This window comes from Actinoplanes sp. NBC_00393, assembly GCF_036053395.1.
In the GTDB taxonomy this organism is placed as follows: Bacteria; Actinomycetota; Actinomycetes; order Mycobacteriales; family Micromonosporaceae; genus Actinoplanes.
In genome coordinates, this window is sequence record NZ_CP107942.1 from 9,349,978 (window position 1) to 9,365,607 (window position 15,630).

14 protein-coding genes are annotated in these 15,630 nt (G+C 71.3%); 6 read left to right on the forward strand and 8 right to left on the reverse strand.

From position 1 onward, the window contains the following. Positions 1 to 6: 6 nt before the first annotated feature. A complete protein-coding gene (locus OHA21_RS43335; RefSeq protein WP_328465347.1) occupies positions 7 to 1,089 on the reverse strand; it encodes an Lrp/AsnC family transcriptional regulator in 1,083 nt (360 codons plus the stop codon). Between the two features lie 55 nt (positions 1,090 to 1,144). Between OHA21_RS43335 and OHA21_RS43340 the strand changes: the two genes are divergently transcribed. Both OHA21_RS43340 and OHA21_RS43345 read left to right on the forward strand, forming a co-directional pair. After that, the gene (locus OHA21_RS43340; RefSeq protein WP_328465349.1) at positions 1,145 to 2,344 is read left to right on the forward strand and encodes a M20 metallopeptidase family protein; all 1,200 of its coding nucleotides are present in this window, start codon (positions 1,145 to 1,147) and stop codon (positions 2,342 to 2,344) included. After that, positions 2,341 to 3,726, forward strand: coding sequence for an MFS transporter (locus tag OHA21_RS43345; protein ID WP_328465351.1), 1,386 nt, complete (start codon positions 2,341 to 2,343; stop codon positions 3,724 to 3,726). Before OHA21_RS43340 ends, OHA21_RS43345 begins: the two co-directional genes overlap by 4 nt. Before the next feature lie 38 nt (positions 3,727 to 3,764). On the opposite strand, the gene OHA21_RS43350 is transcribed toward OHA21_RS43345, so the two are convergent. Further along, positions 3,765 to 4,406 carry a SnoaL-like polyketide cyclase gene (locus OHA21_RS43350; protein WP_328465353.1) on the reverse strand — a complete coding sequence of 214 codons (642 nt, stop codon included), beginning with the start codon at positions 4,404 to 4,406 and terminating at the stop codon, positions 3,765 to 3,767. Positions 4,407 to 4,676: 270 nt separating this feature from the next. After that, the gene (locus tag OHA21_RS43355) at positions 4,677 to 6,518 is read right to left on the reverse strand and encodes a hypothetical protein (RefSeq protein WP_328465355.1); all 1,842 of its coding nucleotides are present in this window, start codon (positions 6,516 to 6,518) and stop codon (positions 4,677 to 4,679) included. 60 nt (positions 6,519 to 6,578) lie between these two features. Between OHA21_RS43355 and OHA21_RS43360 the strand changes: the two genes are divergently transcribed. Together OHA21_RS43360 and OHA21_RS43365 are read left to right on the forward strand one after the other, a co-directional pair. Beyond that, positions 6,579 to 7,103: an acyl-CoA thioesterase gene (locus OHA21_RS43360; RefSeq protein WP_328465357.1), complete on the forward strand. Its 525-nt coding sequence runs from the start codon at positions 6,579 to 6,581 to the stop codon at positions 7,101 to 7,103. A 20-nt stretch (positions 7,104 to 7,123) separates the two neighbouring features. Then, positions 7,124 to 9,073, forward strand: coding sequence for an acetoacetate--CoA ligase (locus tag OHA21_RS43365; protein WP_328465359.1), 1,950 nt, complete (start codon positions 7,124 to 7,126; stop codon positions 9,071 to 9,073). A gap of 164 nt (positions 9,074 to 9,237) precedes the next feature. Here the strand turns inward: OHA21_RS43365 and OHA21_RS43370 are convergent, their stop codons facing one another. Then, positions 9,238 to 9,963 (reverse strand): TIGR03089 family protein, encoded by a 726-nt coding sequence (locus tag OHA21_RS43370; RefSeq protein ID WP_328465361.1) that lies wholly within the window; start codon positions 9,961 to 9,963, stop codon positions 9,238 to 9,240. Positions 9,964 to 10,193: 230 nt separating this feature from the next. Between OHA21_RS43370 and OHA21_RS43375 the strand changes: the two genes are divergently transcribed. Continuing rightward, on the forward strand, positions 10,194 to 11,339 hold the full coding sequence (locus tag OHA21_RS43375; protein ID WP_328465363.1) for a glycosyltransferase family 4 protein: 1,146 nt from the start codon (positions 10,194 to 10,196) through the stop codon (positions 11,337 to 11,339). Positions 11,340 to 11,361: 22 nt separating this feature from the next. After that, positions 11,362 to 12,483, forward strand: coding sequence for a mannose-1-phosphate guanylyltransferase (locus OHA21_RS43380; protein WP_442875004.1), 1,122 nt, complete (start codon positions 11,362 to 11,364; stop codon positions 12,481 to 12,483). Positions 12,484 to 12,522: 39 nt separating this feature from the next. Here OHA21_RS43380 and OHA21_RS43385 read toward each other — a convergent pair whose 3' ends face one another. Genes OHA21_RS43385 through cofD form a run of 4 tightly spaced genes read right to left on the reverse strand, consistent with a single transcriptional unit; the run spans position 12,523 to position 15,600 of the window. Continuing rightward, complete coding sequence (locus OHA21_RS43385) at positions 12,523 to 13,083, reverse strand: DUF4232 domain-containing protein (protein WP_328465365.1); 561 nt, start codon at positions 13,081 to 13,083, stop codon at positions 12,523 to 12,525. Next, positions 13,080 to 13,640: an NUDIX hydrolase gene (locus OHA21_RS43390; protein WP_328465367.1), complete on the reverse strand. Its 561-nt coding sequence runs from the start codon at positions 13,638 to 13,640 to the stop codon at positions 13,080 to 13,082. Before OHA21_RS43390 ends, OHA21_RS43385 begins: the two co-directional genes overlap by 4 nt. After that, positions 13,637 to 14,647, reverse strand: coding sequence for a coenzyme F420-0:L-glutamate ligase (locus OHA21_RS43395; RefSeq protein WP_328465369.1), 1,011 nt, complete (start codon positions 14,645 to 14,647; stop codon positions 13,637 to 13,639). The genes OHA21_RS43390 and OHA21_RS43395 overlap by 4 nt, the downstream gene beginning before the upstream one ends. Further along, positions 14,644 to 15,600: a 2-phospho-L-lactate transferase gene (cofD, locus tag OHA21_RS43400; protein WP_328465371.1), complete on the reverse strand. Its 957-nt coding sequence runs from the start codon at positions 15,598 to 15,600 to the stop codon at positions 14,644 to 14,646. Before cofD ends, OHA21_RS43395 begins: the two co-directional genes overlap by 4 nt. Positions 15,601 to 15,630: the final 30 nt, after the last annotated feature.

Below are 15,630 nucleotides of genomic sequence, written 5' to 3' on the forward strand. Positions count from 1 at the left end.
GGGCCGTCAGCCATCCGCCTGCCGGAGGCGGGCCACAAGCTCGCCTTCGGCAGCGTCGGACGCGGCGTCCGACCAGAAACCCAGGGGTACGGCGCGCAGGTTCCGCCCGAGCGGATCCAGCAGGTGGCCGCCGATCTTCATGATCCAAAGTGCCACCGACCGGTCCGTGATGGTCAGCTCCGGGATCTGCGTGGCGAGCCGGGCCTCGAACGCGGCGATCTCCTGCACCGACCGCAACCAGACCACGAGCAGCAGGTTCGCCGCGCCGGAGAGCGTCGCGCAGAACCGGGTCTCGCGCATCCCGCTCAACTTGCTCACCGCCCGGCCGGTGTCACCCGGCGGCAGGGTGCACCAGAGCGACACCGAGATCGGGAAGCCGGAGGCGTACCGGGCCACCTCGCACCGGTACGCGATCGACCGCTCCGCGTCCAGCCGGTCCAGCCGCCGTCGCACCGTCGTCGGACTGAGCCCGGTCCGCTCGGCCAGCCGCACCGCGGTCTGCCTGGGATCGTCGCTGAGCGCCTGGATCAGCCGCAGATCGTCCTGGTCGAACGGGCGGGACGGCCGGGACTGCGGCGGCCGGGTCTCGGCGAGCGCCTGCCGGGCCGGCTCGCTCAGCCGGTCGAGCCGCCAGTGACTTCCCTCGGTGTGCAGCGTGACGGCGATCTGGGTGCGTGACGCCGCCACCCCGGGCAGCCGGCCGAGACGGAAGCTCAGATACCGCGCCAGATCCACGTGGTCGGCGAAGAACGCCTGGACGAGCAGGTCCCGGGCACCGGTGACGTGTTCCAGGGTCACCACGTTCTCGTCACCGGCCAGTCCCGCCGCCACCTCCGGCAACCGGCCCGCGACGCAGTCCACCTCGATCACCGCGACCACCGCCGTGGTGATCGCGATTGTGGTCGGCAGGCAGCTGATCCAGGCGTGGCCGGAACGGTGCAGACGGTTCCAGCGGCGCGCGGCGGTCGAACCGTCCACCCCGAGGGCCGCGCCGATCCGCTGCCAGTCGGCCCGTGGCGCCAACTGCAGGGCGGTGACCAGCTGGTAGTCGAGCTCGTCGAGCTTTTCCAGCGTTTCACCGGTGGTCATCGGCGGATCTCTGCAATCTCACGGCCGGATCGATCTTTCCGGTGACCATACCGCCATGTTCTCCTTCGTTGACGCCCTTCCGCTGGCCGAGCGCCTGATCGGCCTGCGGCACGCGCTGCACCGTGAACCCGAGCTCGGCCTCGACCTGCCGCTGTCCCAGGCCAAGGTGCTCGCCGCGCTGGACGGCCTGCCCCTGGAGATCAGCACGGGCAAGGCGCTGACCTCGGTCACCGCGGTCCTCCGTGGCGGCCGCCCGGGTCCGGCGGTGCTGCTGCGCGGCGACATGGACGCGCTGCCGGTGCAGGAGGAGAGCGGCCTCGATTTCGCCTCGGCGATCCCCGGCGTGATGCACGCTTGTGGGCACGACATCCACACCAGCGCGCTGGTCGGCGCCGCCCACCTGCTCGCCTTGCGGCGCGAGGAGCTCGCCGGGGACGTGGTCTTCATGTTCCAGCCCGGCGAGGAGGGGCAGCGCGGTGCCAAGGTGATGATCGAGGAGGGCGTGCTGGACGCGGCCGGGGACCGGGTGATCGCCGCGTACGCCATCCACGCCGCCGCCACCATGCTGCCGCTCGGCGTCGTCGCGACCCGGCCCGGCACCATTCTGGCCGCCTCCGACTCGGTGACCGTGACCGTGCACGGCAAGGGCGGTCACGGCTCGTCCCCGCACCTGGCGGTCGACCCGGTGCCGGCGCTGTGCGAGATGGTCACCGCCCTGCAGACGATGGTCACCCGTACGGCCGACGCGTTCGACCCGGCCGTGCTGACCGTCGGCTCGATCCACGCGGGTTCGGCGTTCAACGTGATCCCGGAGACCGGCACTTTCCAGGCCACCGTACGAACCTTCTCGCCGCAGACCCACCAGGCGATCCAGGCCGGGGTGAAGCGGGTCGTCCAGGGCATCGCCGACGCGCACGGGGTACGGGTGGAGATCGACTACCAGGCCAACTACCCGGTCACCGTGAACGACCCGGCCGAGGCCGCCTTCGCGCTGGACACCATGCGGGAGATCATCGGGCCGCAGCGCGCGTTCGAGGCGCCCCGGCCGGTCGCCGGCGCCGAGGACTTCTCCTTCGTGCTCGAACAGGTGCCGGGGGCGTACCTGATGGTCGGCGCGGTCCCGCCCGGCACCGACCCGGCCACCGCGCCGATGAACCACGCGCCCCAGGCGATCTTCGACGACCGCAGCGTTCCGGAAGCCGCCGTGGTCCTCGCCTCGCTCGCCGCCGCCCGCCTGCGCAAGGCCGCCTCGTGACCACTCCGATCCTGGACCGGCAGAAGGTCTCCGCCGTCGTCGGCCTGCTGGTCTTCTTCGAGATCACCAGCGGATTCATCCAGCTCGGTGTCGCCCCGCTGCTGCCCGACCTGGGCACCGAGATGAACATCTCGGACGCCAACCTGAACTGGGTGATCTCGGTGCAGCTGCTGGCGGCCGCGGTCTCGGTCCCGGCGTTCGGCCGACTCGGCGACCTCTACGGCCACCGGCGCATGCTCCGCATCGCGCTGGCCTGCGTCGCGGCGGGCAGCCTGCTCGTCGCTCTGGCCCCGAACCTTCCGATGCTGCTGGCCGGCCGGGCCCTGCTCGGCCCGCTCGCCGCGTTACTGCCACTGGAGATCGCCCTGGTCCGGGACCGGCTCCCGGTCGAACTGGCCCGGCGCGCCATCGCCCGGCTGGTCGGCGCCCTCACCCTCGGCGGTCTGCTCGGTGGCGTCATCACGGCCGGGCTCTACCAGGTGATCGGCGACGCCCGGCTCACCCTGCTCGTGCCGGCCGCGCTCGCGATCATCTGCGTACCGATCTCGTTCCTGGCCGTACCGGAGACCTCCCAGCTCGCCACCGGCAAACTGGACGTGCCGGGCGTCGTACTCCTGAGCGGTTCGATGGTGGCGCTGCTCACCGGAATCTCGCTGTTCAGCTCGACCACCGGCCTGGCCGGGGTGCTCGTGGTGATCGGCCTGGCCGGATTCGCCGGCTGGGTGGTGCTGGAGCTGCGCACCGAGGAACCGCTGGTCGACCTGCGGGCGCTGACCGGACGGCACGTCGCGCCGTTCTTCCTCTGCTCGTTCGTCTTCGGCATCGTCTACTTCGGCAGCCAGGCGCCGGACGCGACCTTCCTGGCCGCGGATCGCGACACCGCCGGGTACGGCTTCGGCTTCACTGCCCTGCAGATCTCCCTGGTCGCCCTGCCCGCAGCGGTGAGCGCGGTGGCCGGTTCCACGCTGACCGCGGTGATCGCCGGCCGGTTCGGCTACCGGCCGACCCTGATCGCGGCGTTCCTGATGATCGGCGCGACGTTCCTGGCGCAGGCGCTCCTGCACGACGAGGTCTGGCAGCTGCTGGCCTTCAAGATCCCGGTCGGGTTCGCGGCCGGCGTGGCGCTCGGGGCGATGCCGACGGTGATCGCGGAGACCGCTCCACCCTCCCGGACCGGGATCACGACGGCCCTTTACAACAACGTGAAGACGCTCGGCGGCGCGGTCGCCGGGGCGGTGGTCGCGGCGATCCTGGCGACCCTGGTGCTTCCCGGTGGGGACGACACGCCGCGGGAGAGCGCGTACGTCGTGGTCTGGCTGATGTGCGGCGTGCTCTGCCTGGGCGCCGCGCTGACCGCGAGGTTCGCTCGCCGGGCCGAATAGCTTGCCGGTGCCGCCTCCGGGCGGCACCGGCACCCTGCTCAGTGCGCTACCGGGCACCCGCCGGTCAACTTGCCGAGGAACTGGTTCGGGTCGTAGTAGTGCTCGACCTCGAGCAGCTTGAGGTCATCGCTCACCTTGGCGACGCTCAGGCCGAACATCTCGATGGTCTTCCCGTTCGGCTGGTGACCGTGATACTCACCCTCGAACGCACCCCAGTGCCGCCACTTGAACGTGACCACCGGCGGCGGGCTGAGCACCTCCAGCACCTCCCAGTAGAACCCGCCCGGAAACGCGCCGTGGAAGATGTCGTGCTGACTGTCGAACGACTCCTTCCCGGTCCGGTAGAACGGGCTGTCGCCGATCAGCACGTTGTAGCTGCCGATGTCCGCGATGTCCTGCGCGGACGCCCACGGCCCGCCGTTCACATTCGTCCGGAAGTGCTCGGTGACCATGGAAACCCAGGTGGCCGGGTCCTTCTTGTGCGAGACCTCCATCTCGAAGACCTGCACGATCGACTCGACGACGGCCTCGAGCGAATCAGGGGCGTGCTCGGTGGTGCGCTGCCCGGGCATCACAGTGTGCGAAAGGTGGTAGTCCGGGGTGCCGTGCCGCCACTCGGACGGGTCGGCGGCCTCCACCACGGCGGAGCGGCCCTGCAACCACAACGGGGTCTCGGTCAAGTCTGGTGTCCTTCCACGAGGGCAGGGGGCACCGACCCGTTGCTATTTGGTTACCCCCCGTAGCCATGAAGCGCTGATCACGCTATCCATCGTGGACTGATCGCGAAAGACCCCATCGGTTAACAGCTATTTTCAAAAGAGAACAGATTTCGGGGTACGGGTTTTCGGGTCCCGCCGAAAGGGACAGTCCCGCCGAGCCGCGCGGCCTTTCTGCCCACTCCGGGCCCCAGCGCGGCCGCCGGGCCCGGGCAGGTGGTCGCGCTGGGCAGATCAGGCCTCGGTCGGGTAAGGCCGCCGCTGCGCCGGGATGTAGGCGGTCGGCTCGCCACCCACGGCCGGAGCCGACAGCCGAAGCGGCGCGGTCAAATCTTCCAGCTCCGCCGCGGCCGCCTCAATCGCAGCCGCCTCCGGCAGCCGATGAGTCTCCTCCTCATCAGCCTCATCAGCCGTCTCCGCGAAAGCCGCGGTCGCGCCCTCTCCGCCAGCTTTCGCGAAGGCCGTTGTCGCTTCCTCCTCGGCCACCTTCGCGAAAGCCGTGGTCGCCGCCTCTTCAGCCGACCCCGCGAGAGCCGCCGTGGCTTCCTCCCCAGCCGGCTTCGTAGGCGCGGCCGTGGAAGCCGTCGTCGTTGCCGCGCCGGCCGCCGCCGCTGGCGTGGCTGCAAAGGCCGTGGTCGCTTCCTCCGCACCCGGCTTCGCGAAGGCTGTGGTGGCTTCCTCTCCGGCCGCCGCCGCGGGCGGGGCCGCGAGGGTCTCCGTGGCTTCCTCTCCGGCCGCCGCCGCGGGCGGGGACGCGAGGGTCTCCGTGGCTTCCTCTCCGGCCGCCGCCGCGGGCGGGGACGCGAGGGTCTCCGTGGCTTCCTCCCCCGCCGTCGTTGCGGGCGTGGCCGCGAAAGCCGTCGTGGCTTCCTCTCCGGCCGCCGTCGCGGGCTCGGCCGAAACGGTCGCCGGCTGGTCCGCGGAAGCCTTTTCGGCGATTCTTGAATTAGCGGTAATTGCCGAATTATTTGCTTGTGCGGTTTTACCGGGCCCGGATGGCGCCGGTCGCGCCGCCACCGTGGTGGTCTCGTCCGAGGAAACCACGAAGACGGTTGTCGGCTCCGCCTCCGGCGTCCGGACCGCGATCGTGGGCTCCCACGGCTGGCCCAGGTCGGCCGGCGCAGTCACCAGTGCCGGCTTCGCCGCCGCGACGGGTGCCGTGGTGGCGGCGGCGATTCGTTCCTCCGTCGCCGCGGGCATCGTCACCGTGCGGTCGTCGGGCAGCGCCGTTGCGGCCGGCATTGCCGCCGTGGGGTCGGCCCCATCGGCGGCGGGAACAGCGGGCGCCAGGGCAACGCTCAGGTCTTCGGTGTCCGCGTCCGCGGGCCCCGTAGCGATGGTCCGGCCGGTGGGAAAAGAGGCGGCGGAGGTTGCCGGTGGCGTGGCCGCGGTCGGGCCGGCGGGAGCGGAGGCGGCGGAGGTTGCCGGCGGCGTGGACGCGGTCAGGCCGGCGGGAGCGGAGGCGGCGGCCGGCGGGATGGCCATGGTCGGGTCGGCGGAGGCGGGCGGCATGGGCACCGTGCGGTCGTCCGGGCGGGCTGCGGTGAGCGGCACGGCCGGGTCGCCGTTGCGGGCGGTTTGCAGGACCGTGGTCTCCTCGATCGAGACCGGGATTCCGGGTGCCTGCGCGGCACCCCGGAAGCGGCCGATCTCGCCGATGATCGGCAGGACCGGCGGCTCGTACCGGGCCCAGCGGCGGGCGCTCAGCGCGGTGCCCAGCAGCGGAATGGCCAGCAGCACGGCCAGGCCGTAGCCGGGCCGGCTCAGGTCGAAGCCCTCCTTCGAGACCTCCGCCGGCCAGAGTCCGGCGTACGCCTCCGGTGAGTTCCACGCCCAGACCGCCACGCCCAGGTAGACCGCGCCCGCCAGCACCGGACCGGCCGGGGAGACCGGGGCGAAGGCGAGGATCGCGTACAGGATGCCGGCGAAGACCAGAAGAAGCAGGCCGGAGATCGACTCGGCGGCGAAGAACTCCCGGCCGCGGCTGGACAGGTCGTGGGTGAACCCCACGCCGGCCAGCACCCAGATTGCCGGGGCCAGCACGAGTGCGTACAAGATCGACCTGAGGTGGCGCATGATCCGGCACGGTACCTGCCACCGGCAAGGGCGGCGAATGCCGTCCGTAACGTACCGGGCATGGAAGAACAGCTCCCCGGACGGCCCACCGCGAACTCGCGGGTGACCCTCAGCCGGATCATGACGGCGGTGGACGTCAACCTCTACGGCACCGTGCACGGCGGCGTGCTGATGAAGTTCGTCGACGACGTGGCCGGCGCCGCCGCGGCACGGCACAGCGGCGGCACCGCGGTGACCGCGGCGATCGACGAGATCGTCTTTCTGGAGCCGGTCCGGGTGGGCGATCTGGTGCATGCGTACGCCCAGGTGAACTGGACCGGCGCCACGTCCATGGAGGTCGGGGTGAAGCTGGCCGCGGAACGCTGGGACCAGGTCGGCGGGACCCCCCTTCCGGTGGCCACGGCGTACCTGGTCTTCGTCGGCGTGGACGTGGCCGGCAACCCGCGCCGAGTGCCGCCGGTTCTGCCCGAGAACCCCGCTGACCAGCGCCGTTTCACCGAGGCACGGATCCGCCGGGACCACCGTCTGGCCCGCCGTAAAGCCATCCAGCAGGCCCGTGCCGAACATCATCCGGAGGCCGATTGATCCGCCGTTAAGGTGTGGTGATGACGACAGGCGAGGTGACGTCCGGCACGGTGCTCTGGGAGCCTGCGGCGGATGCTCGGCAGCACACCCGGATCGGCCGCTACCTGGCATGGCTGGAGCAGGAGCGAGGGCTCTCGTTCGCCGACTACCAGGCGCTCTGGGAGTGGTCGGTCACCGACCTGACCGCCTTCTGGCAGTCGATCTGGGACCACTTCGAGGTGGTGGCGCACGACCAGCCGACGGCTGTGCTCGGTGAGGCCGCGATGCCGGGGGCGACCTGGTTTCCCGGCGCCACGCTGAACTACGCCGAGAACGTGTTGCGGATGCCCGGCCGGGAGCTCGATGAGCCGGTCGTCCTCGCGTACTCACAAAGTCGTGAGCCGGTGGAACTGACTGCCCGGCAGTTGCGTGACCAGGTCCGGCGGGTGCGTGCCGGGCTGAAGGCCCGGGGGATCGGCAAGGGTGACCGGGTTGCCGCCTATGCGCCGAACATCCCGGAAACCTACGTGCTGATGCTCGCGACGGCGAGCCTCGGGGCGATCTTCTCGTCCTGCGCGCCGGAGTTCGGCGCCCGCAGCGTGATCGACCGGTGGAGCCAGATCGAGCCGAAAGTGCTGGTCGCGACCGACGGCTACCGGTACGGGAACAAGGACATCAGCCGGAGCGAGGAAATTTCCGCGATCAAGGCAGCGATTCCGTCGATCGAACACGTCATCACCATTGGATACCTCGATTCCAACGGTGGTGATTGGCATGATCTTGACGGCGACGACCCGATGGCCTTCGAGCCGGTTCCGTTCGATCACCCGCTCTACGTGCTCTACAGCTCCGGCACCACCGGCCTGCCCAAGCCGATCGTCCACGGCCACGGCGGCATCCTCCTCGAGCACCTCAAAGTCCTGGCACTGCACCACGACCTCGGCCCGGCGGACCGTTTCTTCTGGTTCACGACCACGGGCTGGATGATGTGGAACTATCTGGCCAGCGGTCCGGCCGTGGGTGCGGCGATCGTGCTCTTCGACGGCAATCCGGGCTGGCCGGACCTGTCGGCGCTCTGGGATCTGGTCGACACCGCCGGCATCACCTACTTCGGGACCTCGGCGCCGTTCCTGCTGGCCTGCCGCAAGGCCGGGATCACCCCTCGCAAGCAGCTCAAGGGCGTCGGCTCGACCGGCGCCCCGCTGCCGCCGGAGGGCTACGCCTGGGTCTATGAGGCAGTCGGCAAGGACCTCCAGTTGCTGTCCCTGTCCGGGGGCACCGACGTCTGCACCGGGTTTGTCGGCGGCGCACCGCTGCTGCCGGTCCGGGCCGGCGTGATCGCCTGCCGGATCCTGGGCGCCCGAGTCGAGGCGTTCGACGGTGAGGGGAAACCGGTCATCGGCGAGCTCGGCGAGCTGGTGATCACCGCGCCGATGCCGAGCATGCCGGTCGGGTTCTGGAACGATGCGGACGGTTCCCGGTTCCGGGAGGCGTATTTCGACGTCTTCCCGGGCGTCTGGCGGCACGGCGACTGGATCACCATCGGCGAGGACGGCACCTGTGTGATCACCGGCCGGTCCGACGCCACCCTCAACCGGGGTGGGGTGCGGTTGGGGACTGCGGAGTTCTACTCGGTGGTGGAGAGCCTGCCGGAGGTGGAGGACTCGCTGGTCGTGCACCTGGACAAGCCCGGCGATCCGAATGGTGAGTTGCTGCTCTTCGTGGTGCTCACCGAGGGGACCGAGCTGGACGACGCGCTGCGCGGCCGGATCGCGCGGGAGCTGCGTGCCGCGCTGTCGCCGCGGCACGTGCCCGACGCGGCGTATCAGGTGCGGGCGGTGCCGCGGACGCTCTCCGGCAAGAAGCTGGAGGTGCCGGTGAAGCGGATCCTCACCGGCACCCCGGTGGAGTCGGCTGCGGCCAAGGGCGCGCTGGTCAACCCGGAGTCGCTGAACTCGTTCGCCGACCTGGCCCAGGGCCGCAGCGCCTGACCATCAGGCCGGCGGCTGCGGCACCCGGCGCGCGGAGCCGGTTTGTGCCCGCAGTGCCGGCCGGATCGTGCCCGCAGTGCCGGCCGGCGGGCCTGGATCGTGCCCGCAGTGCCGGCCGGCGGGCCTGGATCGTGCCCGCGGAGCCGGTCGGCGCGCCGCGGGGTCTAGGTCAGCGTGACCGAGACCTTTTCGGCGTCGGAGCGGGCGTCCAGTTTGGCCCGGTCCAGGTTGGCGCAGAGGACGATCGAGGCGCCGGCCGCCAGGGGCGCGAGCAGCCAGTCGGCCGGGTCGGGGTAGGCGGCGGTGTCGATCAGGACGCGGTCGCCGGCCCCGATGCCGAGCTCGGCTGCCCGGGCCACCGCCGTTTCGACGGTCTCCTCGTGGCTGAGCTCATACGGGCCGGCCACCGCGAGGTCGGCGGGGGAGACCGGTGCGCCGCGGTAGTGGTCGCCGTGGTTGCGGACCTCGGTGACGTAATCCGCGTACCCCTCAGGCAGCGTGCGCAGCGGCATGGCCAGCGGGAGCAGCCCGGTGGCGTACCGGTCCATGGTGTTCCATCCGCCGGCCACCGCGACCCGGTCCGGGGTGGTGAAAACCGCCTCGACCGGCTGCGGCTCGTGGCCCAGGTCGGCGGCGAGGCCGGCGGCCGACACGCCGAGGAGGAGCGCCGCGGTCTGCCAGTGTGGCGGCAGCACCAGCGCCACCGTGTCGCCGTGCCCCAGGCCGACCCCGTCGACCAGCAGGTTCGCGGTTTTCGAGACCCAGTTGTCCAGGGTCGCCCCGGACAGTTCGGTGCGGTCGCCGGTGGCATCGTCGTACCAGGTCAGCAGTGGTGCGGCCGGGTCGCGGTGTACCGCGGCCGCGAACACCTGCGGGATCGTGTTCGTCACCGGTCTCACGATAGATGGATCACGGCTGCCGATCCGCCACCTACCTTGGGATACGCACTCACATGGATAGCCTCACCGAGGGTGACGGCGACGGAACGCCGTCGATGTGCCGGTGTCGCGGACACTTTCTTGAAGCCTTCCAGGCGTACCCTCGACAGTGACGTTGGCGACCCTCAACGTCAGAGCTACACCGCAGCATCGGTACGTCAGAGACGCCAAGGAGATGCCTCGTGACCCCCGGTCGCCCCCCGCGAGTGCTGGTCGACGCCACTAGTGTCCCCGCCGACAGAGGCGGAGTCGGCAGATATGTCGACGGACTGCTCGGAGCCCTCGGACAGCTGGACCCGAGCCGCGTCGACCTCGCCGTCGTCGCCCAGCGATCGGATGCGGAGCGTTACCGCCGCATGCTGCCCGAGGCAGAGGTGCTCCCCGGCCCGGCCGCGATCGCGCACCGCCCGGCCCGGCTCGCCTGGGAGCAGACCGGCCTGCCGCTGCTCGCCCAGCAGGTGGGCGCCCAGGTGCTGCACTCGCCCTTCTACACGTGCCCCCTCAGGGCCGGATGCCCGGTTACCGTCACGGTGCACGACGCGACCTTCTTCACCGAGCCGGAGCATTACGACAACACCAAGCGGACGTTCTTCCGCAGCGCGATCAAGACGTCGCTGCGCCGGGCCGCCCGGGTGATCGTGCCGAGCAAGGCCACCCGTGACGAGCTGATCCGCCTGCTGGATGCCGACCCGACCCGGATCGATGTGGCCTATCACGGGGTCGACCAGTCGGCCTTCCACATGCCGACCGCGGAGGAGAAGGCCCGGGTCCGGGCCCGCCTCGGCCTCGGCGACTCCGGCTACGTCGCGTTCCTCGGCGCTAAGGAGCCCCGGAAGAATGTGCCCAACCTGATCCGTGGCTGGGCCCGCGCGGTCGCCGACTGGCCGCACCCGCCGGCCCTGGTGCTCGCCGGCGGCCAGGGGCACGACGACGACATCGACCGGGCGGTCGCCGAGGTGCCGTCGCACCTGCGGCTGCTGCGGCCCGGCTACCTGAGGTACGCGGATCTCCCCGGCTTCCTCGGCGGCTCGCTGGTGGCCTGTTACCCGTCGTTCGGCGAGGGCTTCGGTCTGCCGATCCTGGAGGCGATGGCCTGCGGCACCCCGGTGCTCACCACGCCGCGTCTCTCGCTGCCCGAGGTCGGCGGTGACGCGGTGGCCTACACGACTGAGGCGCCGGAGCGGATCGCCGAGGATCTGGCCGATCTGCTGCACGACGAGCCGCGTCGCGGGACCCTCGCAAAGGCTGGTTTCGACCGGGCCAAGGAGTTCACGTGGGCCTCCAGCGCGGAGGTTCATGTGACAACTTGGACGAGGGTCGCGGCTTGATCATCAACTAAACTCTGCGCACATGAGTGACGAGCAGGCTGTGCTGTACGGCGTGGTTCTGGCGGGGGGCACCGGAACCCGCCTCTGGCCACTGTCCCGCGCCGGTCATCCCAAATTCTTGCACCCTCTGACCGGCACTGAGGCCTCTTTGTTGCAGGCCACGGTGGACCGGCTGGATACCCTCACCTCCCCCGAACGGACCTTTGTGGTGACCGGCGTCGCGCACGCCGCGGCGGTTTCCCGGCAACTCAGCGAGGTGCCCGAGGAGAACGTGCTCATCGAGCCGTCGCCGCGGGACTCGTGTGCTGCGATCGCCCTGGCGGCCGCCGTGATCGCCCGCCGCGACCCGGACGCGATCATGGGCTCGTTCGCGTCCGATCACCTGATCGCCGACAAGACCCAGTTCGCCGAGGTGATCCGCAAGGCGATGGCCGGTGCCGAGCAGGGCCTCCTGATGACGCTGGGGATCACCCCGACCCGCCCGGAGACCGGCTACGGCTACCTCCAGTGCGGCGGCTCGGTGGACGACGACGGTCCGCTGCTGTCGGTGGAGGAGTTCAAGGAGAAGCCGTCCTACGACGTGGCCGAGAGCTACGTGAAGTCCGGCAACTACCTGTGGAACGCGGGCATGTTCGTGTGGCGGGTCGACGTGTTCCTGGCCGAGCTGGCCCGGCAGCAGCCGCAGCTGGCGGCCGGTGTCAGCCGGATCGCGCAGGCGTGGGACACGGCCGGCCGCGAGGAGGTGTTCGGCGAGGTCTGGCCGACGCTGCCGCGGATCTCGGTGGACTACGCGGTGATGGAGGGCGCAGCCGCGGTCGGCCGGGTCGGCACCATCCCGGGTGACTTCGGGTGGAACGACGTCGGTGACTTCCACACCCTCGGCGAGGTGCTCACCGCCGACCCGTCCGGCAACGTGGTGGTCAGCTCGGACGGCGACGTGCAGCGGCCGACCGTGCTGCTGCGGGACGCCGAGAGCCTGGTCGTGCTGCCGCAGTCGGGTCGCCTGGTGGCCGCCATGGGCGTGCGTGACCTGATCATCGTGGACACCCCGGACGCCGTCCTGGTCTGCCCCCGGGAGCGGGCGCAGGAGGTCAAGCACCTGGTCGACGAGCTCAAGGAGCTCGGCCACCACGGTTACATCTGATCGGCTTGGCTGCCGGCGGGCTCAGCGCCCGCCGGCGGCTCACCAGTCGGTCACTCCGGTGCGGGACGGCTGCAACGACCCGACCTCCAGGGAACTCATGGTGACGACGTTGTTGCGCCTCTTGTTCTTGGGGAAGCCCTCCAGCACGGCAGCCGGTCCGGCGGTGGAGAGCCCGACGTCGTAACGCAGGAAGTTCCCGGCCCCGCAGCCCTCCTCACCCCGGGTGCAGGTGGTCCACTTCAGGCCGGCGTACGCCACCGCGTCCGCAGCCAGCGGAAACTCGGTCGCCGGCCCGGGCTCGTCCACCCGTACCGTCGGGACCTTGACCGGTTGGTGTGCCCCGTTCACCAGGGTGATGGTGAGCCAGCCGTTGATCGCACACGGCTCGGTGCTGTCGTTGATGAGCGTCACCACGCCGGTCTGCTCCGTGCCCTCGGCCGGTTCCGCGGCGATCGTGGCCTTCAGACTGCCGGTCCGGCAGAGTTCGAGCCGCGCGGCGGCGGCGTTGGCCGGTGTGCCGGCCGTCGATCCGGTGGGTTCCGCGCAGCCGCCCAGCGCGATCAGCACCGCCGCGGCCGGGATCAGGGCCCGGCGGCTCACAGGACGCGGGCCAGGGCCGGGGCGATCTGCCGTACGGTGCCGGAGGCCAGCGGACTGGGCAGGGCGTCCGGGGTGAACCAGCCCAGGTCGGACGACTCCTCGCTGATCTGCTCGGTGGCGCCGGCCGGGCTGCGGACCAGGAAACGCACGTCGAAATGGACCGACGGCTCGGCGGGCGCGCCGTCCGCGGCGCCGCAGCGAACCTCGTGGACGTCCACGTCGATCGGCTCCGGGTCGACGATCAGCCCGGGAATCCCGGACTCCTCGGTGGCCTCGCGCAGCGCCGCCAGAGCCAGCGTGCCGTCGCCGGCCTCGCAGTGCCCGCCGAGCTGCATCCACATGCCGAGGCGGCCGTGCAGGCAGAGCAGGACACGGCCGGCCGCGTCGACGACCAGCGCGCTGGCGGTGACGTGGCCGGCGCGGTGCGCCCGGGTCATCGCGACCGGACCGTCGGCCAGCAGCTCCAGGGTGCGCTTACGGGCCAGGTCCGCCTCGTCCGAGGTCGCGGTCCAGCCGGTCAGGACGCGTACGGCGTCGTGGTAAAGGGCGTCGCTCACGACGGATCTCCGATGGTCAGGGTGATGCCATCGTCGTCGATCAGCGCAACGGTGGATACCCCCTCGGCTGCCAGGGCCGCGCGCAGCCGCTGGGCGTCGGCGCCGAGCCGGATCAGCGCGGCGGCGCCGGCCCGGTCGGGGCTCAGCCGGACGCCGTCAGCCTGCACGGAGACCGCTGCGGTCAGAAGACCATCAAGGGTACGAAGCGCGCGTCGCACGGCCGCCGGATCGGCAATCCCCGACCGGCCGTCCGCCAGCCGGGCGGCTTCGCGGAGGCCGAGCGCACGTGCTTCCGCGGTGCCGAGGCTGAACATGTCGCTCTCGGTGTCGCGGACCAGCACGGCCGCGCCGGAGCCCGGCCCGGTGCGCGGATAGCCGCGGACCACGGCGACCGGGACCCGGTCACGCTTGCCCTTGACCAGTTCGGCGGCGGCGGACAGCTCGTCGATCACGGCCATCTGGGTGAGGCTGAGCTCGTTGCCGTACGGATCGATTTCTCCCCGATGGTCGCGGAACGCCTCGATGCCGGCCGCGCCCAGGGCGACGTCGGTGAGGCCGTTGCGCCACGCCCGGCCCATCGTGTCGGAGACGATGACGGCGACGTCGAGTCCCCGGCGCAGGAAGTCGGCGCGCAGCGCCTGGGCCGAGCCGTCCGGATCGGCCGGGAGCAGCACCAGGTGGGTCTTGTCGACGTTGGAGGCGTCGATGCCGGCGGCGGCCATCACGAAGCCGTGGTGGGTCTGCACGATGGTGGTCGGTCCGCGGCGGGCGACCACCCGGGCGGTCTCGCCGGCGAGCGCCCGCTGCCGGGCCTCCTCACGCTCCGGACCGTCGGCCGGCACCTCGACCAGGCGGCCCTCCGCCTTCGACACGATCTTGCTGGTGACGACGAGGACGTCACCGTCGGCGAGCCACGGCGCCGCGTTCATGATCAGTTCGGCCAGGTCGTCGCCGGCCGTGACGTCGCCGATGCCGCGTACCGGAAGGATCTCCAGCCCGTCGATCACGCGACGCCTCCCAGCTCCAGCGCCGCGGCGACCATCGCCGCGGTGGCCTGCTCGTCCCGCATCCAGAGCGGCACGGCGCGGGTGGTCACCCCGGGCACCTCGGCGCCGGCGTCCGACTCGTCGACCAGCCAGCCGTTCAGCAGGCCGCCCTCGGCGCGTGGGCCGTACATCCGCCCGACGGCCGCCGCGCTCACCTCGACCTCCAGCGTGGCCAGGCATTTGTCGGCCATTCCCCGGACCGGCGCGCCACCGATGATCGGCGAGACCCCCACGACCGGCGCCGGGCCGTTCGCCACGGCCTCCTTGAGCGCGGGTACGGCGAGAATCGGCGCGATGCTGACCACCGGGTTGCTGGGGGCGACCAGTACGACATCCGCGCCCGCGATCGCGTCGAGGACTCCCGCCGCCGGTTTGGCGGACTCCGCGCCGACGAAGACGAACCGGTGCGTGGGCACCGCACCGCGGTAGCGCACCCACCACTCCTGGAAGTGGATCGCCTTGCGGTCGCCCTCGACGTCGGCGACCACGTGGGTCTCCAGCCGGTCGTCGGTGGCCGGCAACATGGTGATTCCGGGCTCCCAACGCTCACAGAGCGCAGCGGTGACCGCGGAGAGCGGATACCCAGCGTTCAACATCGTGGTCCGAACCAGGTGGGTGGCGGTGTCCTTGTCACCGAGGCCGAACCAGGACGGCTCCACCCCGTACCTCGCCAGCTCCTCCTTGACCACCCAGCTCTCGCCGACCCGGCCCCAGCCCCGCTCGGGGTCGGCGGCGCCGCCCAGCGTGTACATGACGCTGTCCAGGTCAGGGCAGATCTGCAAGCCGTGCATCCGGACGTCGTCGCCGACGTTGACCACCGCTGTGACTTCGGCGCCGATGGCGCGGGCGTGCGCGCGCACGCCGAGGAGGAACCGGGCACCGCCGATGCCTCCGGTCAGGACCACGATCCGCATTCCCTCATCCTCCCGCACCGGCGTCGCGTC